Source organism: Weissella minor (genome assembly GCF_001437425.1).
GTDB lineage: Bacteria > Bacillota > Bacilli > Lactobacillales > Lactobacillaceae > Weissella > Weissella minor.
On sequence record NZ_JQCD01000024.1, the window covers coordinates 380,133 to 402,625 of the forward strand.

General features: G+C 35.2%; 22 protein-coding genes. 4 read left to right on the forward strand and 18 right to left on the reverse strand.

Annotation, left to right across the window (positions count from 1 at the left end; translation table 11 throughout):
• The first annotated feature begins 457 nt into the window (after nt 1-457).
• Nucleotides 458-1,027: a Crp/Fnr family transcriptional regulator gene (locus IV67_RS05240; RefSeq protein WP_057787828.1), complete on the forward strand. Its 570-nt coding sequence runs from the start codon at nt 458-460 to the stop codon at nt 1,025-1,027.
• A gap of 82 nt (nt 1,028-1,109) precedes the next feature.
• Complete coding sequence (locus tag IV67_RS05245) at nt 1,110-1,691, forward strand: NAD(P)H-dependent oxidoreductase (RefSeq protein WP_057787829.1); 582 nt, start codon at nt 1,110-1,112, stop codon at nt 1,689-1,691.
• An 839-nt stretch (nt 1,692-2,530) separates the two neighbouring features.
• On the opposite strand, the gene IV67_RS05250 is transcribed toward IV67_RS05245, so the two are convergent.
• Genes IV67_RS05250 through IV67_RS05270 form a run of 5 tightly spaced genes read right to left on the reverse strand, consistent with a single transcriptional unit; the run spans nt 2,531 to nt 6,777 of the window.
• Nucleotides 2,531-3,472 (reverse strand): phosphoglycerate dehydrogenase, encoded by a 942-nt coding sequence (locus tag IV67_RS05250; protein ID WP_057787831.1) that lies wholly within the window; start codon nt 3,470-3,472, stop codon nt 2,531-2,533.
• Between the two features lie 15 nt (nt 3,473-3,487).
• The gene (locus IV67_RS05255) at nt 3,488-4,444 is read right to left on the reverse strand and encodes a sugar kinase (protein WP_057787833.1); all 957 of its coding nucleotides are present in this window, start codon (nt 4,442-4,444) and stop codon (nt 3,488-3,490) included.
• Nucleotides 4,445-4,482: 38 nt separating this feature from the next.
• Nucleotides 4,483-5,763, reverse strand: a complete 1,281-nt coding sequence (locus tag IV67_RS05260) for a hypothetical protein (protein ID WP_057787835.1) — start codon at nt 5,761-5,763, stop codon at nt 4,483-4,485.
• Between the two features lie 2 nt (nt 5,764-5,765).
• Complete coding sequence (locus tag IV67_RS05265) at nt 5,766-6,509, reverse strand: sugar phosphate isomerase/epimerase family protein (RefSeq protein ID WP_057787837.1); 744 nt, start codon at nt 6,507-6,509, stop codon at nt 5,766-5,768.
• A gap of 10 nt (nt 6,510-6,519) precedes the next feature.
• Nucleotides 6,520-6,777 (reverse strand): hypothetical protein, encoded by a 258-nt coding sequence (locus IV67_RS05270; protein ID WP_057787840.1) that lies wholly within the window; start codon nt 6,775-6,777, stop codon nt 6,520-6,522.
• A 143-nt stretch (nt 6,778-6,920) separates the two neighbouring features.
• Between IV67_RS05270 and IV67_RS05275 the strand changes: the two genes are divergently transcribed.
• Entirely contained in the window at nt 6,921-7,913 is a 993-nt protein-coding gene (locus tag IV67_RS05275; RefSeq protein WP_057787842.1) for a LacI family DNA-binding transcriptional regulator, read from the forward strand.
• 88 nt (nt 7,914-8,001) lie between these two features.
• Here the strand turns inward: IV67_RS05275 and rsgA are convergent, their stop codons facing one another.
• The 10 genes from rsgA to IV67_RS05325 form a co-directional block, all read right to left on the reverse strand.
• Entirely contained in the window at nt 8,002-9,060 is a 1,059-nt protein-coding gene (gene rsgA, locus IV67_RS05280; RefSeq protein ID WP_057787844.1) for a ribosome small subunit-dependent GTPase A, read from the reverse strand.
• A 295-nt stretch (nt 9,061-9,355) separates the two neighbouring features.
• The gene (locus tag IV67_RS05285; RefSeq protein WP_057787846.1) at nt 9,356-9,766 is read right to left on the reverse strand and encodes a MerR family transcriptional regulator; all 411 of its coding nucleotides are present in this window, start codon (nt 9,764-9,766) and stop codon (nt 9,356-9,358) included.
• Between the two features lie 19 nt (nt 9,767-9,785).
• Nucleotides 9,786-10,433 carry an NAD(P)H-binding protein gene (locus IV67_RS05290; protein WP_057787848.1) on the reverse strand — a complete coding sequence of 216 codons (648 nt, stop codon included), beginning with the start codon at nt 10,431-10,433 and terminating at the stop codon, nt 9,786-9,788.
• Between the two features lie 12 nt (nt 10,434-10,445).
• Nucleotides 10,446-10,856 carry a cupin domain-containing protein gene (locus IV67_RS05295; RefSeq protein WP_057787850.1) on the reverse strand — a complete coding sequence of 137 codons (411 nt, stop codon included), beginning with the start codon at nt 10,854-10,856 and terminating at the stop codon, nt 10,446-10,448.
• The gene (locus tag IV67_RS05300) at nt 10,849-11,193 is read right to left on the reverse strand and encodes a carboxymuconolactone decarboxylase family protein (RefSeq protein WP_057787852.1); all 345 of its coding nucleotides are present in this window, start codon (nt 11,191-11,193) and stop codon (nt 10,849-10,851) included. Before IV67_RS05300 ends, IV67_RS05295 begins: the two co-directional genes overlap by 8 nt.
• 279 nt (nt 11,194-11,472) lie before the next feature.
• Entirely contained in the window at nt 11,473-11,898 is a 426-nt protein-coding gene (locus tag IV67_RS05305) for a hypothetical protein (protein WP_057787855.1), read from the reverse strand.
• Nucleotides 11,898-13,373: a glycosyltransferase gene (locus IV67_RS05310; RefSeq protein WP_057787857.1), complete on the reverse strand. Its 1,476-nt coding sequence runs from the start codon at nt 13,371-13,373 to the stop codon at nt 11,898-11,900. Before IV67_RS05310 ends, IV67_RS05305 begins: the two co-directional genes overlap by 1 nt.
• A gap of 181 nt (nt 13,374-13,554) precedes the next feature.
• Nucleotides 13,555-14,778 (reverse strand): MFS transporter, encoded by a 1,224-nt coding sequence (locus IV67_RS05315; protein ID WP_057787859.1) that lies wholly within the window; start codon nt 14,776-14,778, stop codon nt 13,555-13,557.
• 127 nt (nt 14,779-14,905) lie between these two features.
• A complete protein-coding gene (locus IV67_RS05320; RefSeq protein ID WP_057787861.1) occupies nt 14,906-16,324 on the reverse strand; it encodes an ATP-binding cassette domain-containing protein in 1,419 nt (472 codons plus the stop codon).
• A gap of 186 nt (nt 16,325-16,510) precedes the next feature.
• Nucleotides 16,511-17,110 carry an NAD(P)H-dependent oxidoreductase gene (locus IV67_RS05325; RefSeq protein ID WP_057787863.1) on the reverse strand — a complete coding sequence of 200 codons (600 nt, stop codon included), beginning with the start codon at nt 17,108-17,110 and terminating at the stop codon, nt 16,511-16,513.
• 121 nt (nt 17,111-17,231) lie between these two features.
• Between IV67_RS05325 and IV67_RS05330 the strand changes: the two genes are divergently transcribed.
• Complete coding sequence (locus IV67_RS05330; RefSeq protein WP_057787865.1) at nt 17,232-17,690, forward strand: MarR family winged helix-turn-helix transcriptional regulator; 459 nt, start codon at nt 17,232-17,234, stop codon at nt 17,688-17,690.
• Nucleotides 17,691-17,772: 82 nt separating this feature from the next.
• Here the strand turns inward: IV67_RS05330 and IV67_RS05335 are convergent, their stop codons facing one another.
• The 3 genes from IV67_RS05335 to IV67_RS05345 all read right to left on the reverse strand — a co-directional run bounded on the left by IV67_RS05335 (nt 17,773) and on the right by IV67_RS05345 (nt 22,389).
• Entirely contained in the window at nt 17,773-19,095 is a 1,323-nt protein-coding gene (locus IV67_RS05335; RefSeq protein ID WP_057787867.1) for an LPXTG cell wall anchor domain-containing protein, read from the reverse strand.
• A gap of 317 nt (nt 19,096-19,412) precedes the next feature.
• Nucleotides 19,413-20,672 (reverse strand): MFS transporter, encoded by a 1,260-nt coding sequence (locus IV67_RS05340; protein ID WP_057787869.1) that lies wholly within the window; start codon nt 20,670-20,672, stop codon nt 19,413-19,415.
• Between the two features lie 358 nt (nt 20,673-21,030).
• Complete coding sequence (locus tag IV67_RS05345) at nt 21,031-22,389, reverse strand: amino acid permease (protein ID WP_057787871.1); 1,359 nt, start codon at nt 22,387-22,389, stop codon at nt 21,031-21,033.
• Nucleotides 22,390-22,493 lie beyond the last annotated feature (104 nt).

Here is a 22,493-nt window from a genome sequence, read left to right on the forward strand (position 1 = left end):
GTATCTTAAATCATATACGAAATAGGCTAGGTAACTATATGAATCTAGGAGTGTATAGAATGAGAAATTTAAGGGAACACGTGACGCTGATTAGAGAAAGAGTCTGCAGTTGAAGAGAGTAATGCTTTCATTTTAGAAAAACAAGATGATGGTGGTGCGGTCGTACATATGCAAAATTGATTCAAGAGTACGTGACGCAACCAGTGTATAATCAACAAAAGGGGCTACATTAGGAAAAAGGAATAGATTCGTGGTGGAGTGGGTATAAAATCGAAAATTATCAATTGTTGATGAATGAACACATACATGGTCATGAAACTATACAAAATAAGAAGCAATGTTTAAATTTCTTGATTGTTGTTGTAAAACAGTTTTTGGTATATTTTATTTAGTTGCGTACAATATATAATATATATTGTAGGATTGTATTTAAAAGTCATAAAGAGGTTCGAATAAGATGCCAAATACATTTTTTGATTTAATTGAGGATAGTAATCTCAAATTTTCAGATATTAAGCAGTATTGTACAAAAAAATCAGTAAAATCTCATGAAATTTTACTAAATGAAGGTGATGTTGCAAACGCATGCTTTATTGTTGAAAAAGGCATTCTTCGATTATGGAATAACTACGAGGGGAAAGACATAACGGTACAGTTCTTTTTTGAAGGGCAAGGGGTTAGTTCTTTTGAAAGTTTATATTTAAATGAACCAAGTAAATTTTCAATCGATGCTTTAGAAGATAGTAACGTTTATGTACTTAATAAAGCAAATTTAAATCTATTAATTACACAATACCCAGAAATTGAAAATTTGATTACCAAACAAATCGCTCATCGGTTTATTGCCTACACAAATTATTTTCTATCTCGAATTAAAGATAAGCCAGAAGATAGATATAAAGCACTAATTCAAGTCGAAGGAGACAATATGAGACGTGTTCCGGATCATTATATTGCTTCTTATTTAGGTATAACATCTGTTTCGCTGAGTAGAATAAAAAAAAGAATTTATGATTCAAAACGTTAACATATGTTAATGCCCCATAATTGATTTGCTTCTAAACTATATTTATCGAGTAAGAGATAAATATATTCGGAGGAATTTAATTATGAAATTTGTAGTTGTTTATAACCATCCATATGATGGAAGCTTTTGTCATGGAATCTTAGAAGCCCTAAAAGAGAGTATACAAAAAAGTGGTAATGAAATTGATATTATTGATTTAGATAAGGATAACTTTAATCCTGTTATGTCGTCTCAAGATTTACAAGCATTTACTAAGCATGAAATGGTTGATGAACAGTCAAAACAGTATGTAGAAAGAATAAAACAAGCTGATCATTTAGTATTTATTTTCCCAATTTGGTGGGAACTCATGCCAGCTATGACTAAAGGTTTTATTGATAAAGTGATTTTCCCTGGTTCTACTTTCAACTATACAAAATCAGGCTACTTTATGGATGCTACATTAGATAATTTGAAATCAACGACTGTCATCACGACAATGAATACACCAAAACCTATCTATAGTTTAATTTATGGGAATGCTATTAAGAAGGCTCTTATAAAAGGAACGTTAAAGAAAAGTGGACTTAAGAATGTTAAGTGGAAGAGTTTTAACATGGTTAAAAATAGTAAACCTGAAAAACGGCAAACTTGGCTTAATCAAATTACTCACTTATTTCAATAAAAAAAGTTCTAATATTTAGGAGGTTATTCATGTTTATTTTACTTAGCTTAATGATTATTTTTTTGATTTATGGTTGTGGTTTCATATATATATTTTATATATTTGTTTCAAATGAAAAATCAGAAAAAGTAACAGACTATGAATTTTTAATCCATAGTCTGTTGTTTTTTATCCAGTTTAAATTTTAAAGCAATTCATGATTGATGGTAAAATTATCACCACCATGCAACTAACGATAATATATATTATGTAAACTAGAATAAAGAAGAAATAGTAAGTGAAATTGTATAACCCCTTTTCAATGTTTTTTAAACCTTATTCATTTTAAAAAAAGTTGAAGCAGTCGCGCTAAAAAAATGTAAAACATTCTCTGCGCTTAGTTGCACTGTTAACTTAGAACTTGATGACTCCTTCAAATACATTGTTGAATATTAGTAATCGCAGCAACGTTAAAACCACAATTGTTATCTTTAAATAACTTCAGACAAAAAACTGTCTAAGTAGCTATATATCAGTTACTTAGACAGTTTTGAGTATTAAACAGTTTGTGTTTTGTGCTTATTATTCATGTATCGTATACGTGCTAAACATGCTTTATGATAAGCTTTATCCCATCTAATTGTGTTCTAGCTAAATAGCTACTTAGACGCTATTAGATGTGCTAATAATACCTATAAAATGACTCACTACTGAATCCACCCATTGTAATTGAATCTTGACCGGACTAGCCATAAATGCGTCAAAATCTGTTATTCAATCCATAGTTTTTGCGATTAGCTTGTGTGATTATCAAAAAAATAAAAAACACCAGGACATTGATCCTAGCGCTTTTACATATTTTACAACTTATTAACTTTGTACTTTGGTTCTTCACCATTCAAGATGCTTACAATATCGTTTGAAGCATCAATAGCCATACGGCTCTTTGTTTCAACAGTATTTGAAGCGATATGTGGTGTAAGAAGGACATTTTCTAATCCAACTAATGGGTTGGTTATTGGAAGTGGTTCTTCTTCAAAGACATCTAAGGCAGCCCCCGCAATGTCATGATTCTTTAGTGCATTAACTAGGTCTTCTTCAACTAAAATACTTCCACGAGCCATATTAATCAAGTAAGCATCAACTTTCATCATATCAAATTCTGCTTTACCAATTGAATGTTCGGTTGCCGGAATAGCAGGTAAATGAACCATGATATAATCGGCGTTCTTAAATAAGTAATCACGTTCAACAAGTTTTACATTTTCTGTTTCTTTAGCAAAAGGATCAACGGCAATAATATTCACACCAAAACCAGAAAGTTTTTGTGCAACCTCTTGACCAATACGGCCAAATCCTAAGATACCAACAGTCTTTCCGTATACATCACGTCCAAGGTGTGTCTTACGATAATTCCAATTTCCTTCATTTAAAGCTTTTGAATCTTGATAAATATTTTTACTAATCGTTAGTAATTCAGTAACAGCAGTTTCGGCAACAGACCCAGATAATGCTGTTGGTGTATTAACAACTTGAATACCACGTTTAGTTGCAGCATCAATATCGACTGAGTCATAACCAACACCATTCCGTGCAATAACCTTCAAGTTAGGCATACTATCCATAATTTCGGCATCAAATTTCTGAGTACCAATAATAACAGCACTTGCATCGGCCCCTTCTGTCATCATTAACTCACGTGCACGCCCGTTTCCAACAACAACTTTAAGATTTGCGGCTTCTAAGATTTGTTTTCCATCTGCTGGAATATCATCTGGTAAATATACAACTTGTTCTGACATAATTTGTTTTCTCCTTTATTTGTTTGAATCTAAGAAAGTTTCTAATTCTGATAATGTTGGGTAACCGTCGTTGTCACCTGGTGTTTGCACTTGTAAAGCACCAACCGCATTTCCTCTTTCAACGGCACTTGTTAAATCTAAGCCCTCCAGTAATGCGGTGATAACACCTAATGCAAATCCATCACCTGCTCCTACAGTATCAATGACGTGATCTACTTTGAAACCAGGCACATTAATACCAGTTTCATCGTGTTTGTTCTTGATGTACGCACCTGCGGGGCCAATTTTTACGATAACTGTTTGCGTTATATCACTATTATTTAAGTAAAAATCAGCAATTTCCTGGGGATCACGAGATCCCATCAAAATTTCACCCTCTTCAATGCCTGGCATGACAATGTTTCCATATTTTGCAAGTTCATTGATTGTTGTAACCATTGTTTCTTTTGATTCCCATAATGCTGGTCGCAAATTAGGATCAAAAGTCGTAAGGATTGAATTTTTCAGCATTGTTTGGGCAAAATATTCAAATGTTTCTTTTGCTGTGTCAGAAATTGCAGGGAAAATACCTGATAGATGTGCTATCTTGACACCGTTTAAGTCAATAGTATCGATAACGTCTTTTTCTAAATGAGCAGCTGCAGAGTTTTTACGGAAGTTAAATGTTTTTGGATCACCAAAGGAAACACGATCTTTTAATTGGAAAGCAGTCCAATTATTTGAATCTGAAGAAATGTATGAAGTTCCAACACCAAATTTCTCAATGTTTTCAATGGCATAAGTACCTAATGGATCCTCTCCAACTTGTGAAATATATTCAGTTGAATGGCCCAAGCGATTGGCACCAATCATAACGTTTAATTCAGCTCCACCTAATAATTTATAGTAATTGATACTATCAACTAAGCCTTTATCAACATCTGTTGAAGCAAAAGTAACGATAGGTTCTCCTAATGTTAAGAGTTCAGTCATGATAAAATTCTCCTCAAAATAAATAATGATATGCCGTTTTAACGGCCAAAGAATAAGAATACAAGTAGCGTGTTAACAATACTTACAATCCACATAACAGGTATTCCCATTTTTAAATAAGTCTTAGCATCTAATTTAGAATAAGTAAGGGCCCATGTATTCCAAGATTGCGTTAAGTCAATTGAAACGGCCATGATACTTACTGTATAGAATAATGGAAGTAAGAACATTGGATTAAATGTATTGGTTGCAGCCAATACTGATGCAGTAGCAGCCCCTGCTCCCCACACATGTAATGGGCCTCTAAATAATGCTAATGGCGCAAGAATTCCAAAAGCTAACGCAAGGACTAAAGTACTATGAGGCAAAATGATTTCAATTAATCCTTTAAATCTTGGAACATTAATCGTAGCTGCACCAACGAACATAATTAATGACATCAAGAACATAATTAGGCCAGAAATATCATTAATTGCACGGCTAGTTGTTTTATTAACAAATTCAACTAAACCAGTATAGCTTTTCATTCTTCCGGTCAGTAATAAAGCAATTAATGTTGAAACTAACAATGCTGGAATAGCATCCCATTTGAATAACAAATTAAATACAACTGGCAAAATAGGAATAACATAGGTAATCGGATGTACGTGTTCAGTAACATCGTTTTGTTGCGCCCCTTCAATTACATCATAGTGATCGTCTTTAATGCTTTTACTGTGAAGAAGGACAAATATGATAATTCCAATTAATTGGACAATCATTGCAGTAATACCAAAAGCTAGATACTTTCCAGAATAGTTAACTGATGGGAAAAAAACTTTAATTTGGTTGAACAAAACAACGTTAATATACATTGCTGCACCAATTGACATTGTAAATACGGGAATAGCAATTTTCTTAGGAACACCAATTGAAAGCAAAATTGGAATTAAGATGACGCCAATCGCCATAACGGACCCAACACCATATGCAGATGAAAAGATTAATACGGTAACTAAGACGATGACAATTGTTGCTAAGACAGGTGCCTTTTTTCCAAGTATTTGCGTCTTTGAAGAAATTGACCCAGCGATACCTGTATCAACTAAAACTCTCCCAAACCATGATCCAAATACAATGTAAATAATGGTTGGTCCATAATCTAAGGCAGGCTGTGCAATAACCTTTTGCATGACTGTACTAAATGGTACAAGACCAATAATTGACCACAAGATTGCCATTACAAAGAAACCAATCATTAGATTGCCGCCTTTAACAATGTAGAAAATAAATCCAATGAATGTTAATAGTAATAAAGAACTAATGATAATATTCGCCATAGCTATACTCCTGTTTGCAATTTGTTAATACCATCAGTAATTTGTTCTGATGAAGTAACAGGATATTCAATGGCAACTGGCACATCTTTTGGCAAAATATTTAGGATATTACGCCAATGAATATGGCCTTCTCCTAAAGGAACTGTTTTTGTCTGATTTCCAGTCCCAATAGCATCTTTAACGTGAATATATTTGACAAAACCAGCCAATGCTCGTGCTGCGCTTAATTCATTGTCAGAAACATAACGCCAATTACCCATGTCGTATACGTAGCCAATTGAAATATGATTATCAATCATAAGTTTCATAAATCGTTCAATAGCCGCAACACTGCCCATTGATTTAATTTGATTATTCTCAATATTTACTTGATCTAAGCGAGTGGTAAATTGATTCAAAGTTGCAAGTTCGTCAGTAGTAATCTCATTAAATTCCCCGATATTGAATTTGATTGCATAAATTCCCATTTGTTCTGCTTCATCAAAGTAAGTTTCTAATTCAGCGTTTAATTCGTTATTAATAAATAACGCTTCAGGTACTGAGTAGAATAATTTAATGTCATTTTCCTCAGCAAATTTTTTAATATCATTCATTTCTGAAGCAATATCATAGAAATATTCTCTTCTAATTTCAACGCTCGTAATGCCAAAGTCTAAAGCATTTTGAAGCATTGTGATTTGTTTCTCTCCTGCTGCATGTTCTTTATTGAAAACTAAATTATTTAATACAATTTGCTCTTTTCGCATAATAGCCGCCTTAATATTTATTGAGTGCACTAACTTTATTAAGTAGTTCAGTAAAAGATAATTGATGCCAATCTAATTCTGAATTTGAATTAAAGTTTTGTGCATCTAAGTTATTAAATCGTTCAATCAGAAAATATGCAGATAAGTAAGCTGCTAAATCATCTTTGGCCAGTTGTTCAATTGCTTTAGATGATGAGTCTAAATGTAACGACTTGATAAAAGCCATTGCAAACTCATTTGGTTCAATCTTGATGCTGTTTGAATTCATAATAAAATCCCCCATTTTTGTACATCAAAACAGCTTATTTTGGTGTACCGTTTTCGGAAACCGGTTTACAAGAGATAGTGTAAACGCTTCCACCATACTTGTCAAATGTTTTTAGATCTATTTTTGGTGTATACTTAGGTATTATGGAAAAGAAATTAACTATTAATGACATAGCTAAAGCTGCAAATGTTTCTAAAACAACTGTTTCAAGATTTTTGAATCAAAAGTATGAAAATATGTCAGAAGAAACTAAACAAAGAATTGCAAACACGATAGATGAATTAAACTACTCTCCTAATCGACGAGCTCAATCCTTAAAAAATCATCGGTCTTATTTGATTGGGATTTCAGTTGCGGATATTTCAAATCCGTATACCTCTAGACTTTTGAAAGGAATTAATGATGAATTAGCTGATTTGCCTTATCAAGTAATTATTATGGATGCTGATAACTCTACTAAAATTGAAAAGCAAAATATTCAAAAATTAATTGCTGACGATGTTGATGGTGTTATCATCCAACCACTAACTAATATGGCATCTCAATACCAAAATCTCATTGATTCAAAGATTGTTACCATACAAGTTGATCGTTATATTGATGAACATATTTGGCCAGCAGTTGTTTCTGATAATTTTAATAAGTCATTTGAAGTTGGCGAAATTTTGAGAGAAAAGCATTATAAACATGTCATACTACTCACTAACAATGCTGAGAATATTAGTAGTCGAAAAAATCGTATCAATGGTTTATTGAAAAGCATCGAATCGTCTAATATGACTGCATTAATTGTTGATGTGGATAAAAATCCAGATTGGAAACCACTAATCATTGCTGAAATTGAAAATAATGCAAACTCTGCATTATATGCACTTAATGGAGAACTTTTGTGGGAAGCAATTCGAGTTCTTCGATCAAACAATATTCAATTTCCGGAAGATGTTGGCGTTATCGGTTATGATGATAATGGTTTTGCGGACTTAATCACCCCTGCTTTATCTGCAATCGTCCAATCTCCTGTAACAATTGGGAAGACAGCTGTTAATAAAGTTTTAGATGTACTAAATAATGATGAACAAATAGAAATAATTAAAACTCAAATACCAGCAACTTTTGAGAATAGAGAATCACTATAAATAAAAAGCACATTGTCAGAATCATTCCGACAATGTGCTTTTATGTTGTTATGTGTATTTGGCTTTATCTTGCAATAGCAGTTGTTAACTAATGCTGATTTTCTCGTAAGAAGTTTTTCATTGCTTTTTTCCCACCAAACATGCGGTTAAGCTTTGTTTGTTCAATCATTTTTGCATTCATACCGTCATATTGCGATTCTAACTGAAGCTTTTGATAGCTCTTAAAGCGTTCTTCAGATAGCTGACCGTTTTTAATTGCGAATTTAATCGCACACTTTGGTTCAGTTGTATGAGAACAGTCATTAAATTTACACTGAAGTGCTAATGATTCAATATCTTCAAATGACTTAGAGACATTAGTACCTCCAATACCAAGTTCACGCATACCAGGTGTATCAATCACCATCCCCAGTTCATTAGGCAATACATAAAGATCACGCTGAGTCGTTGTATGGCGACCTTTATCATCATTACGTAGACCATCAGTGTTAATCTGAGCGTCGTTGATGAAATGATTAATAATGGTTGATTTTCCAACCCCGGATGAACCAATAAATGCGGACGTCTTCCCTACTTCTAGATGTTTTTCAATGTCCTGATACCCGTCAGTTGATGTATTAGTGGTACATATAATGTCTACACCAAGGGCAATTTGTGAAATTTCAAATAGCTTTTCAGTAAGATCATGGCATAAATCAGTCTTTGTTAAAACGATATAAGGTAAAGCCCCACTATCCCATGCAATCGCGAGATAACGTTCTAGCCGCCTTAAATTATAATCCTCATTCAAAGACATGCAAATGAAAATCATGTCAATGTTTGTGGCGATTAATTGTTCGTCTGTCGAATTACCAGCGCTTTGACGGGATAGACTGCTTTTACGTGGCAGAACTTGGTGAATGATACCATTTTGTGTTGAATCAGGGACATCCAAGCTGACAAAGTCACCTACAGCTGGATAATCTGATAGTTTTGAAGCATCATATAAGAATTTACCCGATATTTTGGCGTACAATTCCCCTTGTTCAGTCAATACCTTGTAGATGTTTTGAGCTTGTGACGATACACGGCCAATCACCTGGTTGGTGTCTGAGTTAGTAAGTTCGTCATCTGTGAAACCAATATTTTTTAAATTAAATGTAGTCAATTTATTATCCTCCAAAAGTTTTTAAAAAACTTATGAGAGGCAAATTGCATGTATGTTGTTTATTTTGCAAGTGCCTCTCGGCGCATTACAATATCCATTTGAGTTACAGTCATGTTAAACATAAAAGCTGTGCTCCTTTTCTTAATAGTTTAGGTAGTTTAGCATATGTGCCAAAAAGTGTCAAAACCATGGCTATCATGGGCTATAAGTGTTAAAAAATTGTTATCATCAAAAGAAGCATGCGTATTTACTGTTTAATACGCATGCTTCTTTTTACAATTGTTATGCTTATTACTTAGTCCGCATGTTGTTGTTTTCTAAAGGTTTCAAAATCAGTCGTTACCGTATGATTTTTTTGAGCATCATAGAAGTCAATTTTGTCAGTCACTATTTGTAGATGTTCTTGTTGAAGTCGAATTTGTTCTTCTAATTCGTTGCGTTTGGTTTTTAATAAATTTTGGCGTTGTTCAATTGTACAGTCGCCTTGTGATCGCCAGTCCACATATTGTTTCATCTCAAAAAGGCTTAATCCGGCGCCTTTCAGATGCTGTAGAAACTGAAACCAGAGTACATCATGATCATCATAAATACGTTGACCATTTTCTTTATTTGGTTTTAACAACCCTTCTTTTTCATAATAGCGAATGGTATATGATGAAGTATTCACTAGAGTAGAAAATTCACCAATATGGTATGTTTTATCCACGTTTTTCCCTCGTACATGCTTATTTGTAAATAGGTGTGTCACCGTCTGTTCCTGGCTGTGAAATACCTAGACTTTCATTTTTATGTTCATTTGGATGAAGGATGATTTCTTCAATCAAGTTGGCAATACTTGCTCGTGAAATCGTTGTTCCTTTAAATGGTTCATCCCCATTTGTTAACTCATAATCAATCATATCATTATTTGACATATATGCAGCCCGAATGATTGTGTAATCAATAGCTAGATTGTTTTCAATTAATTGCGCGGCTGTACGTGTATCTTCCATGACAGCATGTCCAACGGATTGTTCGAGCCATGTTCCAAAAGGATCTGGAACTTCATGATAAAGGCCGAGGCCTGTGACATAAATGAGTCGGGTAACGTTAGCCTCATTCATGGCCTTTACGATATTACGGACCATAGGTGTAAATTGCCCGCCCAAATTAGCATATACCATGTCTGATTCAGCAATTGCCTCAAAAACAGCATGATAATGATTAACATCCCCTTCAATTATTTCAGTATTCATGGCATTTTGGATGTCTGAAGGTAAGCGATCAGTATCCCGTGCAAATAAGTTCATTTGAACATCTGCATGATTTATAAAATGTTGCTCTACCAATCGAGCGATTTGTCCGTTGGCCCCTAAAATGGTCACTTTTGTCATGTTCTTCCCCCTTTAGTTACTTAGTTGTTCATAATCATCATTTGAAACGGGCTCTAACCACTCTGGTGTCCCGGTGGTAATTGCGATGTGTTCAAACCAACTATCTTTGGTTGCACCGTGCCAGTGTTTAATCTCAGCATGAGTAACAATGACATCACCAGTTGTCAAATGTTGTGCTGGTTTTCCAATTTCCTGATACCAGCCTTCACCACCAGTGACTAACAGGATTTGATAACCATCATGATGAATATGCCAATTGTTTCGGCATGCAGGTTCAAAAGTGACATTGGAGACATTAACGATTTCATTTTCTGACACCAATGTATTTAAGTAACTTGTACCGATAAAATATTGGGAAAATTGCGTATTTGCATCCCCGCTATCAAAAATAACACCATTTTTTACAGATTCATTTTTAATCATGACGTTCCTCCTGTACTAGTTTGTTGCTGTAAACCTCTTTTGCGATATTGAATGCGGACCAAGCTTTGGGCCAACCAATGTAAAAAGCTAATTGCGTAAGGATTTCTACTATCTCAGCTTGTTTCAAACCATTCCCTTTACCAAGCTCCATATGATAGGTTAATTGCTCAAAATTGCCACTAGCAATAAGCGCAACAATTGTAACTAAGCTTCGATCACGAGGTGCGAGTTCTTTTTCCCGTGACCATACTTGGCCAAATAAAACATCATCATTTAATTCCGCGAACTGGGGTGCAAAATCACCTAATTTTTCATGTCCAGCTGTTTGTTTTTGCATAGCTTGTATTGCTCCTATCTTTTGTATGTTTATAGTTAATAATTAAACTGTACAACTTAGAGTTCACTCTAAGTCAATAAAAAACGCATTTAAATCATGAATTCATGATCTAAATGCGTCTTTACATTGTTAAAAATGATAACTACAGAGAGCCCCCCCCTTTTAGCAAGTCCTTATTTTTAGGTTAATCATTTCAATAAGCTTAAGACAGAAAATACCCGTGGAAAATATGAGATGTCATACTTTTCACGGGTATTTTTAAATATTAATCAATTAACGTTAAACTTTGAATTTAGGGTCGTCCCAATTTATATCAGCTTTTTTCCCATGGAATTTATACATAATGGTATGATCCAAACTGAAATCAGGTTTGATATACACGTCATATAATCTGGTCCATGTACCCTGCTCATAATAGCGTTCCATCAATGGGACTTCTTTGTTGTTCAATAAAGTACGCTTATAGGGTTTGACTTTACCAGGTAAGTAAAAGTCAATATGCTTATATGATGTAAAGCGTTCAAAGAATTCTTTGAAAACATATTGAGATGCAACAGAAGAAAAAGTCTTTTTAATTCTCAAGGAATATACTAACTCCCCAGAATGGTAATACATTTCATTATCTCCAACAACTTGTTTTTCAGTTGTCATCGGCATCCCTTTTGCTTGCAAATACTTCTCTATATTTTGATGTTTATTTGTCATTATAGAATCTCCATCCATCGCTTGATAAACAATTCTTGTGAGAAGTACTCACTTCTTTGCAAAATCTTTTGTTGATCAAAGTCCGAATTTATAAATGTCTCCATCGCATTTGCTAAGCTTTCGGGAGTTCTTTCTTCAGCCACAATCCCAGAGTTTGCATCAATGATATCTGCTGGACCATACTTTATAGGATAAGTAATAACCGGTGTCCCATTACTGATTGATTCCAATACATTCAGACCAAATCCTTCATAGAAACTCGTTACTAGCAGTGCATCTGACGTTTGGTAAGCTTTTTCAATGTCATCTGTTCGCCCTTGTAGGATGACTGAGTTGGTTAATCCCTCATCCTTAATAAGTTTTCTAAGTTGTGATTCCAGTTCGCCATCACCATAAATATCAAAGATATAATCAGGATGTGTTTTGTGAAAGATACTAAAGGCTTTGATTGCATCTGGGATGTTTTTGGCTTCAGTTAGTCTTAAGACCATGACAAAATGTTTACCTAATTTATCATAGGTGATTGTTCTCTTAGGTGTAGAGTGTGGAATTACCGTAATGTTGTTTGCAAGTGATGGTCTAACTTGCAAAATATCACGTTTCTGCTCATCAGTTAAGGTGACAATAATATCATCTACGCCAAGTAAATCGGATTCTAAGACTGTTTTAAATGATCGCTTTATTTCAAGACTCGCTCCTAAGGGATCCTCTAAATGGACACTATGCAATTGGAAAATTCTTTTTTTAACATTTGTGTCTAGAAGTGGACGGTCTACGTATCTCGCATCTGAAATAACGACATCTGATTCATCAAGAACCTGTTTATAGAAATATGTAATTAATTTCTTTTGAGTTTTAAAAGTGACTAGTTTATCACCATCCAACAACTCAAATTTAAGGGCTTTTCCATCAGCATTTGTAATCTTAGTATGATAAAGTGTTGCATCGTTCGTTAAGTATTGGCGTTTAATAACATTGTCATCAGCATCTGTGTAATCAATTCTATTAACAAATTCATTGTTTTTTACAAAGAAAAAGACATTTGTTTTCATGGTTCCAAGTTGATAAAGTGTGAAATACTTAATATTTCCTGATTTATCTTTATTGACTCTAAATGCTGGAATACCATCTTTGAAATAGAATTGAATTGCTTTATTTTTTGGATCTGTAATCTCTATATATGTTTCAAATGGGTCAGGAAGCATATTTTGAAGATATGTTTTCCAGCTAACAGTGGCGTTACCAGCTAATTTTTCGGCAAAATAGTCATACAAATTCAAGAAACTCGTGTTCTTTAATACACGGCCGTCGTCATAAAATTTCTGGTATAGGCTCGAATAGTTTGGATTATAATCGGATGTAATAATTTGGATATCAACATTTGCTGAATTTAAGAGCCGTGCCCGTTCAAGCAAAGATGTTGTACGGCCACCAAACTTTTTTGGTAGTATCGTTGTAATCATTTTTATAGTCATTATAACCCTCTAGCTTTTATCTGTTTAAACTCCTGAATTAGATATTGAAAACGGTATTTTCAATACGTATTTTAAATATACTATTCCCTGGCTATATATGTCAATTTTAGTACTAATTAGCCGAAAAAACCGATACCATGCGTGTTATGGTATCGGTTTTTAAATTTTTATCGCCATCTAACTACAATGTATAGCGCTTTAATGTGTGATTTAAGCTATAAGTACAAGCAATGATAATAAAGACTGTGGCAAATAACAAGATAAACATGTGCCAATTAACAAATTTAGCGATGTATCCCCAGAATAATGAACCAAGCGAGAGTGTTGAGACTGAGATTGTCGAATAGGCACTCAGTACCTGCCCCATATTTTTATTAGGTGTTTCATTCTGAAGAATTGGTTTTTGAATGACTTGGCTCACCCCTAGGAAGATAAATGAGAACAGCCAGATTCCAAGCATTAAGTACTTACTACTGATAAAAACCACTGGCATGAGAGATAAACCAAATAACAAGTAAGCTAAGCATAGTGTTTTTCCAGTTGTAAACATTTTTAGAAACAGAGATGCGATAAATGTTGATCCAAGCATGACACCAGCTGAATAGAATGCGGTTAGAAGACCGTAGAACGATGCGCCACCAATACTTTTAGCAATGACTAAGACGTAGACATTTAACCCACCAAACATAAAATTGGCCAGCGAACTGCCACAACAGAGAAGCAAGATAAGTTTATTTTTATAAATCGCTTTAAATCCATCAAATAACTTTTTCTTTTCTTGCTCGACAGCAATTTTTTCATCTGTATTTTTTACATGGGTGTTGTCATTTGCAGGGTCCTTAATTTTATAAAATGAAACAATTGAGAGACAAAATGTTATTAAGTCAATAAACAACAAATTGATATATGACATCAGGGTGACTAGAAAGCCAGTTATGGCAGTGAATACATAATCGGCGCCATTGTAGGCGACTGACATATAAATTTCAGCTTTTGGTAAATCATGTTTATCAACAACACTTGGAATAAAAGCATCCTGTACGGTGTAAGTGTTACTCCCGGCTGTAGCCGCAAAGAACGCGCCGATGAATATGACTATCAGCGCAGCATTCCCTAACTGCCCTTGTAAGCTCATCCCAATCATAATAACGGCCACGGACATGAGTTGTAGTAATTCTAACAACAGTAAGATTTTGCGTTTATTGTGTTTATCAATAATTGGTCCGAATAAAAATGAAAAGAAATTAGGTACAAATAGTAAGAAGTTTAGAAACCCGACATACATGGTATTGTGCGTGACCTCAAATACATACCATGACAGTACAAGCATATAGATAGAGTCACCACAGTTACTAATGAGGCGACCTAAAAATAGATATTTAAAATTTTCGTATTTTGTAATCATGACTGAATCCCCATTATCAACTTAAGACTAAGTGGATTGGTTGGCTGATTCATGCTTTTGGTAAGTTCATACATATTTTTCACTTTTTCTCTAAGTTTGATAATCAATTGGACGACTTTAGATGTGTTCATAGTTGATTGAGGTGTTTATCTTTAATTTCAAATACTTCATCGGCCACGTCATTAACGAATTGTTGATCGTGTGAAGTGAATAAAACCATACCGGGATATCCGATAATTAAATGTTTCAATGCTTGTAAGGTATTGAAGTCCATAAAGTTCGTGGCTTCATCCAAAATAATCACGTTTGAAGGTTGTAGAAATGTACGTGCCAATAATATACGAACTCTTTCGCCACCACTTAAGACTTGGAGTGATTTCGTAAAGTCTTTATAGGCAAAACCAAGTTGTGCCAAGACAGAACGTACAAAATTAGCCGTATATTCGGTATCGCTTAGTAAATAGTCTTCGATTGATTGATCAGGTAAATCAACATACTTCAATTGTGAATAGTTTGAAAAATTGACTTTGGGAGAAATAACTAATCCTTCACCCCGCGCTTCAATGGCCTTAAAAAATTGGGTCTTACCAACCCCATTTTTTCCAATAATTGCAATTTTTTGATTGTTTTTAAATGAAAAATTACATGGTTCAAACAGGACGTGATCATCAACGATTAGGGAAAATTTATCGCCTAATATGGGATAAGCAGCATGCAAATTAGTCGTCTTTGTCTTTGGAAAGGTAATGCGTGTTTGTGACTCGATCTTCTTTAAGTCGCCCACGCTATCTAGACGCTTCTCAATTGATTTCATAACTTTATTGGCTGATTTTTCGACGGTATCTTTTTGTTTGGAACTTGATAGACGATCTGGTTTGGTGTCTTTGATATTTTTGTTGTTTTTAGTCTTTCTCCTAGCCTGTGCCAAACTCGTTTGTTGCTTTTTTAAGGAGGATTCTAGACGCTGTTTTTCTTTTTGAATTTCAGCATTGGCTTTTTCAATATGTTCTTTTTCTTGTGCTTTTATTTGCAGAACATCTGACACATTGCCGGAATACAAAGTGATTGTGCCATCTTTAACCTCAATGACCTTATTAATGGTTTTATCAAGGAAAAATTGATCATGGCTAATGATGATGAGTAAACCATAATAGTATTTCAGTTCTGAAATTAACCAATTAATGCCATCACGATCTAAGTGATTTGTTGGCTCGTCAAAAGCTAGTGCTGGCATGTAGTCTCCATACAGGATTTGTGTTAAACGCTGCTTTGAGACTTCACCACCGCTTTTATGATTCGTTAAATCATCATGATGTGGCAATTGGTCGAAGACATTGATATCACAAAAGCGTGTGATTTGACCGTTCCCTTGTGCAGGGGTTAATTGGCCTGTTAATAAACGTAATAAGGTAGTTTTTCCAGCGCCATTATCGCCTATAATACCAATTCGGTCATTCTGGTAGATTTGTAGTTCAGGAATATCTAAAACAGTCTTTCCGTCAAATTCAATCTCAACGTCTTTTAATTTAATAGCTAATTCTTCCATGTTGTCTCCTTTGTGTAAGTCACAAAGAAAAATCTTTGGACTCTTTGTCAATAGTGCTTTGGCAAAGAGCTTAGCGTAACTTCGTCATATAAAAATCCGTCCTTTCAAATTGTTACGACCATTTTATCATATTAAATGAAAAAATAAAGCGTTTTCTCATTTAACTCTCATTGTAAAATGCTCAAACTAGACATATTTATCAATGTTTTTGAGAATATTGAGACGTTTCGTCTCACTAATATCTTCAGCATTGAAATTCATGACCTTACAGTCTTTGATGCCCATTTTGTTGAAAACGCCTTTTTTCAACATGTTGCCAACAGGATTTCTATATTTCAGTTTATAAATCGGATTTGGGGTTCCAATAGTTGTTAAGATGCGGACCTTAAGTTGAGTGGGTAATAATTGACGTTGTCCACTTGGTGTATCAATCTTAACTTGCCCTTTTGCCAGGACTTTATCTAAAAATCCTTTCGTCATCGCGGGCATTACTTCCCACCATATTGGGAAGAGCATGATTAATTCGTCAGATGCTTGGATTCTCTCTAGGTAGTTTTGGGATTGCTCGTCAACAAAAGGTTGTGTGCGCCAATTAATTAAATCATTCTTATGCATAATTGGATCGAATTGATCCGCATGTAAATCTATGATGTCAACAGTATCGCCACGCGCAATTAGCTTTTCTTTTAAATGTACTAAAATAGCTGCTGTAAATGCACGATTATGTTCTTCATTAAACCCTGCTGCTTGACCGTAGGGATGGTCGAATATGATTGTTGTTTTCAAAATATAACTCCTTGTGTACTTGGAAAAATGGATTGCTTGTTTAAATTGATTCCATGGAATATAATATCGAGTATACAACTAAAGAAAAGCATGTCAATATACATTCCGAGGAATATTAATTATGAATACAGTACAAAACAACCTATTCGATGCATTAAACACCTTCAGGCAGCACACGGGTGAAGAGAACATACGACAAGGGATTACGGCTAGATATGCGGAAATACCAAATATAGATAAATTAAGTATCGCTGATTTAGACATTATTGAGATTATTGATAACTACCCTGATTTGCGCATTTCAGAAATTGTTTTACACACGCATTTCACCCAGAGTGCGGTTTCGAAAATTCTCAATAAACTATCTAAATATGAATTCATTGATAAACACCAAGTGCCAGATAATAAAAAAAATACGTATATTGCCCTCACTGCGGCTGGTTCTGTTATCGCTAAAGCACACAAGGAGTTTCATCAGATGCAGGCGTATAAATTGCAACAAGCCCTGGCCCCCTACTCGGAAGCGGACTTAGCAATGTGTGCAAAAATTATTGGCACTATTAATGATGTTCGAAATTAGTGTCATCAGCTTAATAGACAAAAAAACATGTTACTAATTAGCAGTAACATGTTCTTTAGCATGGATAAATTAATTTAGATGATTATGCGCGCTTCTTGAATGCAAAACCTAAACCAAGTGCTGAAAGTAGTCCAGCACCAACAACGGCTAACCAACCTTGTTGGTTACTGTCTGTCTTTGGTAATTGATCAGCACTAGCGACGTTATCTGTCTTTACAACGGGATTTGCAATAACGTTAGTTGCTTGTGACTTAACCGTCTTTGTGAAGGCCGCTTTATCACTAGGCGTGATGCTTTCGGCTTCGTCATCCTCTAGATATCCCTCTAAGAAACCGTCAAGGTAAGCTTCGTACATGTCGAGTAAGTCTTCAATCTCTTCATTGGTACCATTCTTATCGGTGTAAGCCAATAGTTCCTCATACATAGCAACTGGGTTATTATAGAATTGATCCAATAGTGCATCAAAGTCTGCATCACTTAGTGCTTCAAAGTATTCATCACTGAATTCATCAAGTTGAGCAGCTTGTTCAATTAAGTTGTTCAAATAGTTTGTATGCTTATCAATGATTGCTTGATGGTCAACCTTTTGACCATTTTTCTTCTCAATAACCTTAGGCTTCTCAGTCTTAGGTGCTTCAGTCTTAGGCTTCTCAGTCTTAGGTGCTTCAGTCTTAGGCTTCTCAGTCTTAGGTGCTTCAGTCTTAGGCTTTTCAGTCTTAGGTTCTTCAACCTTAGGCTCTTCGGCCTTAGGTTCCTCAGTCTTAGGTTCTTCGACCTTAGGCTCCTCAGTCTTAGGCTCTTCAGTTGTTGTACCATCTAACACAGCTTGGTATTGCGCTCGTAATGCTTCGTATTCAGGGATTAAACTTCTGAATTCTTCAGCGCCCCACCAGCCATTGCGCTCAGCGGAATCAGCTGAGTCGCTAATAGTATTAATACGAGATGTGAGCGTTTTAATAGAGCTTTCTAAAACTTTAACAGTGTTTCCATGAGCCCATTCAGATTCAGGCAGAGCAAGTGTTTCATTGAAACTGCTAAGGTTATCATTAAAGAAATCTTGACTGGTTTTTAAGAATTTTTGGTCATCTTCGTACATTAGACGATTAGATTGCTCCATTCGAGCCTTAGATTCTGCATCTGCATCTTCTACAGCTGCCGGCTTAACTTCAGAAGTAGTTGTTTCAGCCTTTTCAGTCTCTTTGGCTTGGTTTGCTTCAGTTTTCTCAGTCTCTTTGACTTGATCTAATTTAACTGTAGATGAAGCTTCTGAAGATGCATCCTTTGTCACAGCTGTGTCCGCGTTTGCATTTGGTGCAACGCTATCTGCTTGTACTTGATTATCTTGTTGGGCGATGGCCAAAGTAGCTAATGCGGCACTTGCAAATAATAATGATTTCTTGTTCATATCCTAACTCCTTTAGTTTTTAAAAATGTTTTAAGAAACAAGTTAATTATAACAAATCAATACCGAATGAACATAGATTATATACAATTGGGTCAAAAACGCTTACTTTGTAACGAGGTGATTTTATAGATAGTATATTAAAATCATTGATTTTTATATTTTTTAAAATTAATTAACGTAGATTGGGTGTCAAGACAGTGATTTGGCGTAACAAAAGATGAATAAGTGTTTTATACAAAAAGTAAGCATTAAAAATCTGGATTGATATGACTAAAAAACAGGCCACCAATAGTTGGTAGCCTGTTTAATGTGTTGATTTAGTTGTTACGATTTAAATTAAGATCGTAATTTCTGGCTGATTTAAAAACCCAAGTGGCTGGTGCACAAAGCAAGACAGCGATACCCGCAATTAAGAATATTTTATTGACACCAAGCGTATCCCCTAATGGACCAATCAACATTAAGCCAATTGGACCAGGTAAACTAAGGATAGACAACATTGATCCCAAAACTTTTTCAAGATCTTCAGATGGATAGCTTTGTTGAATCATTGAAAGTAGTAAGGTGTCAAAAAATGGTGTGCTAAGTCCTGAGATAGCAGCTAGAATTGCAAAATAAATAAAGCTGGTGAAACTTGGCGATAATAATCCGCTTAAGGTAAAGGTTGTGCCTAAAATAAGGTATGCAGATAAAAATGGTATCATTCGATTCTGCCATCTTCCAAATAGACTAATAATCAGCCCACCTACTAACATGCCAACTGAGTACAGAGCTTCAACAATTCCAGCATCGGCAATCTTTAGGTTGAAGAATTCGAGGGTCATCAAAGGATATAGGCTGGCGACTGGCATGATGAACAAAGTTGAAACTGCGCTGATTATGATTATAATCCATAAGCCAGTTTTGCTGTGTAATAATCGAAAACCGGTATACATATCGGCAAATGTTTGGCGGACTCGTAATTTGTCATCCTTATTAACGTATGAAGGAATATTGATAAAGTACAAGAGAAAGACACCAATTAAGGCCCCAAGTATATCTAGAAGTAATAGCGTTTCAATCGATACAAATCCGAATAAGAAGGCCCCTAGTGCAGGTGCTAAGATACGATTTGCTGATTGAATAACTGAAAAGCGTCCATTGATTTGGGTTAGCTTATCTTCCGGCGTGATGGCAGGAATAATTGATTGTAAGGTTGGCATTTGGAATGTCTGCGCAACGGCTCTAATAAATAGCACAATAAAAATTAGATAGGTAGCAGTTGCATGCGATTGGTTCAAATAAAGTGATAATAAGCCCGCTACGCCGGCTGCAACAATGTCTGGCACAATCAAAAGTATTTTCTTGTTATAGCGATCGACAAAGCTTCCGGCAAAGGGGCTTAAGATAATCATAGGCAACATGCCAATCATCGTCGCGAAACTTAATGTTGTGGCCGATCGGGTTTGCTCAGTCAAATACCAAATAATGGCATACTGAACCGTCATGCTTGTGATACCAGTAAGAAACTGACTAATAAGTAATAAGTTAATATTTTTTTCTACATGTCTATGTGTAGAATTTACATGTTTATGCATGTGTAAATCTCCTGTTAAAAACGAAAAGGTTTAGCATGCTAAAAAGCTGTTCAATTTTGATTTAACATTACAGGTGTCGCCAAAATAAAATACAGGCCACCCCTGCCTGGATATGTTAAATGAATTTTCTTGGTTAAAAGCGGATCTAATTGACTACAGGTAATTTTAGGCACACTAAAGAGAACTATTGAATAGTGTTGATTATAAAATTACCAGTGTAAGCAAAAAGATCCCCCCTCTCTATTTTTGAATTATCATATCAATATATGGGCAGTTACTGTATTTGTCAAGAATTAATTGTTTTTAAAAGTCAAAAAGACCAGTTAAGTTGAAAACTGGTCTTTTTCTTCTATTTTATTTATGATTGTGGACTCTTTTTTCCAAATTTAATGAAATAGAAAATTGCCATGATGATTAAGAAAACTAACCCGACCATTAACGACACATTCGTTTCAGGATTAAAGAACATAAATCCCAGCGTTATGATTAGGAATGCTAACGTGACGTAATTTGAGTATGGGGCCCAAGGCATCTTGAAAGGATGGTTATCCAATAATTCCGGATGGCGCTTTCTGAATTTGGTTTCACTGATTAGAATAACAAACCATGGGACCATACCTGGAAGCGTACTAGAACTATACACAATCACGAATGCATTTCCGGCATTTTTAAAAACAAGTGGCGCAAGTGCGTTTAACACTAATCCGATAAAGATACCAAAAGAGATTGCGAAAACAGCATATGCTGGGACCCCGTTTCGATTTACTTTTGTATAGAAAGATGGTAGTTCGTGGGCTTCTGCTAAGTTATAAGTCATACGACTAGCGCTATAGATACCCGAATTCGTCCCTGACAATGCTGCTGTTAGCACAACAAAATTGATGATTGAAGCTGCTGCCGTAATACCAATTTTGGCAAATGTTTGAACAAATGGCGATCCAACTGAGTTTAATTGATCCCAGGGGTAAATGCATAAGATAACAAAAATTGCACCAACGTAGAAGATTAAAATACGATAAACCGTTGATTTAATCGCTTTTACTAATGTGTTTTGTGGGTCTTGTGCCTCCCCGGCTGTCACACCGATTAATTCAATTCCTTGATATGACGTTAAAACAAGCGCTAAAGCAAAGAAGAAGCCTTTGACACCACCTGTGAAAAATCCGTGTTCCCATAGGTTGGAAAATCCTACCGGGTGTCCCCCGTTTCCGAAGCCAAATAAGATGACACCCAGACCTAGGATAATAAAAATGATGATTGTTAAGACCTTAATTAAGGCAAACCAGAATTCTAATTCACCAAACATTTTAACCGATATGAGGTTTGCAATGCCTAAGAATGTAATCGCTATTAAGCCTGGTAACCAACTTGGAATAGATGGCCACCAATATTGTAAGTACCCACCGACAGCAATCATTTCACTGACTCCAACGACGATATATTGAAAAATATTACTCCAAGATGTTAAATAACCCCAAACTGGATGAATGTATTCTTGGGCATATTTAGCAAATGAGCCTGTTTGTGGGTCAACATAAAGCATTTCGCCAAGAGCGCGCATAATCATATATAGAAATGCACCAGCAATTATATATGCCAAAAGCACTGACGGACCAGTCCACTTAATGGTTGAGGTTGCACCCATAAATAGACCAACACCAATTGTGCCGCCTAATGCAATCATCTGTACTTGTCTGGGTTTTAGTTTCCTCTCCATAGTTGTAACTTCCTTTCAAATTTAAAACAGTTGTGATGATACTTTTATTTCAGACTAGCTGCGGGTGCTTTATGTAAGGCAATAAAAAACACGTTTAGCCAGAT

What these genes read in the sequence shown, in the direction of transcription:
- IV67_RS05240 (WP_057787828.1), top strand. Translation starts at nt 458, where the DNA reads ATGCCAAATACATTTTTTGATTTAATTGAGGATAGTAATCTCAAATTT.
- IV67_RS05245 (WP_057787829.1), top strand. Translation starts at nt 1,110, where the DNA reads ATGAAATTTGTAGTTGTTTATAACCATCCATATGATGGAAGCTTTTGT.
- IV67_RS05250 (WP_057787831.1), bottom strand. Translation starts at nt 3,472, where the DNA reads ATGTCAGAACAAGTTGTATATTTACCAGATGATATTCCAGCAGATGGA.
- IV67_RS05255 (WP_057787833.1), bottom strand. Translation starts at nt 4,444, where the DNA reads ATGACTGAACTCTTAACATTAGGAGAACCTATCGTTACTTTTGCTTCA.
- IV67_RS05260 (WP_057787835.1), bottom strand. Translation starts at nt 5,763, where the DNA reads ATGGCGAATATTATCATTAGTTCTTTATTACTATTAACATTCATTGGA.
- IV67_RS05265 (WP_057787837.1), bottom strand. Translation starts at nt 6,509, where the DNA reads ATGCGAAAAGAGCAAATTGTATTAAATAATTTAGTTTTCAATAAAGAA.
- IV67_RS05270 (WP_057787840.1), bottom strand. Translation starts at nt 6,777, where the DNA reads ATGAATTCAAACAGCATCAAGATTGAACCAAATGAGTTTGCAATGGCT.
- IV67_RS05275 (WP_057787842.1), top strand. Translation starts at nt 6,921, where the DNA reads ATGGAAAAGAAATTAACTATTAATGACATAGCTAAAGCTGCAAATGTT.
- IV67_RS05290 (WP_057787848.1), bottom strand. Translation starts at nt 10,433, where the DNA reads ATGACAAAAGTGACCATTTTAGGGGCCAACGGACAAATCGCTCGATTG.
- IV67_RS05295 (WP_057787850.1), bottom strand. Translation starts at nt 10,856, where the DNA reads ATGATTAAAAATGAATCTGTAAAAAATGGTGTTATTTTTGATAGCGGG.
- IV67_RS05300 (WP_057787852.1), bottom strand. Translation starts at nt 11,193, where the DNA reads ATGCAAAAACAAACAGCTGGACATGAAAAATTAGGTGATTTTGCACCC.
- IV67_RS05305 (WP_057787855.1), bottom strand. Translation starts at nt 11,898, where the DNA reads ATGACAAATAAACATCAAAATATAGAGAAGTATTTGCAAGCAAAAGGG.
- IV67_RS05310 (WP_057787857.1), bottom strand. Translation starts at nt 13,373, where the DNA reads ATGACTATAAAAATGATTACAACGATACTACCAAAAAAGTTTGGTGGC.
- IV67_RS05315 (WP_057787859.1), bottom strand. Translation starts at nt 14,778, where the DNA reads ATGATTACAAAATACGAAAATTTTAAATATCTATTTTTAGGTCGCCTC.
- IV67_RS05320 (WP_057787861.1), bottom strand. Translation starts at nt 16,324, where the DNA reads ATGGAAGAATTAGCTATTAAATTAAAAGACGTTGAGATTGAATTTGAC.
- IV67_RS05330 (WP_057787865.1), top strand. Translation starts at nt 17,232, where the DNA reads ATGAATACAGTACAAAACAACCTATTCGATGCATTAAACACCTTCAGG.
- IV67_RS05335 (WP_057787867.1), bottom strand. Translation starts at nt 19,095, where the DNA reads ATGAACAAGAAATCATTATTATTTGCAAGTGCCGCATTAGCTACTTTG.
- IV67_RS05340 (WP_057787869.1), bottom strand. Translation starts at nt 20,672, where the DNA reads ATGCATAAACATGTAAATTCTACACATAGACATGTAGAAAAAAATATT.
- IV67_RS05345 (WP_057787871.1), bottom strand. Translation starts at nt 22,389, where the DNA reads ATGGAGAGGAAACTAAAACCCAGACAAGTACAGATGATTGCATTAGGC.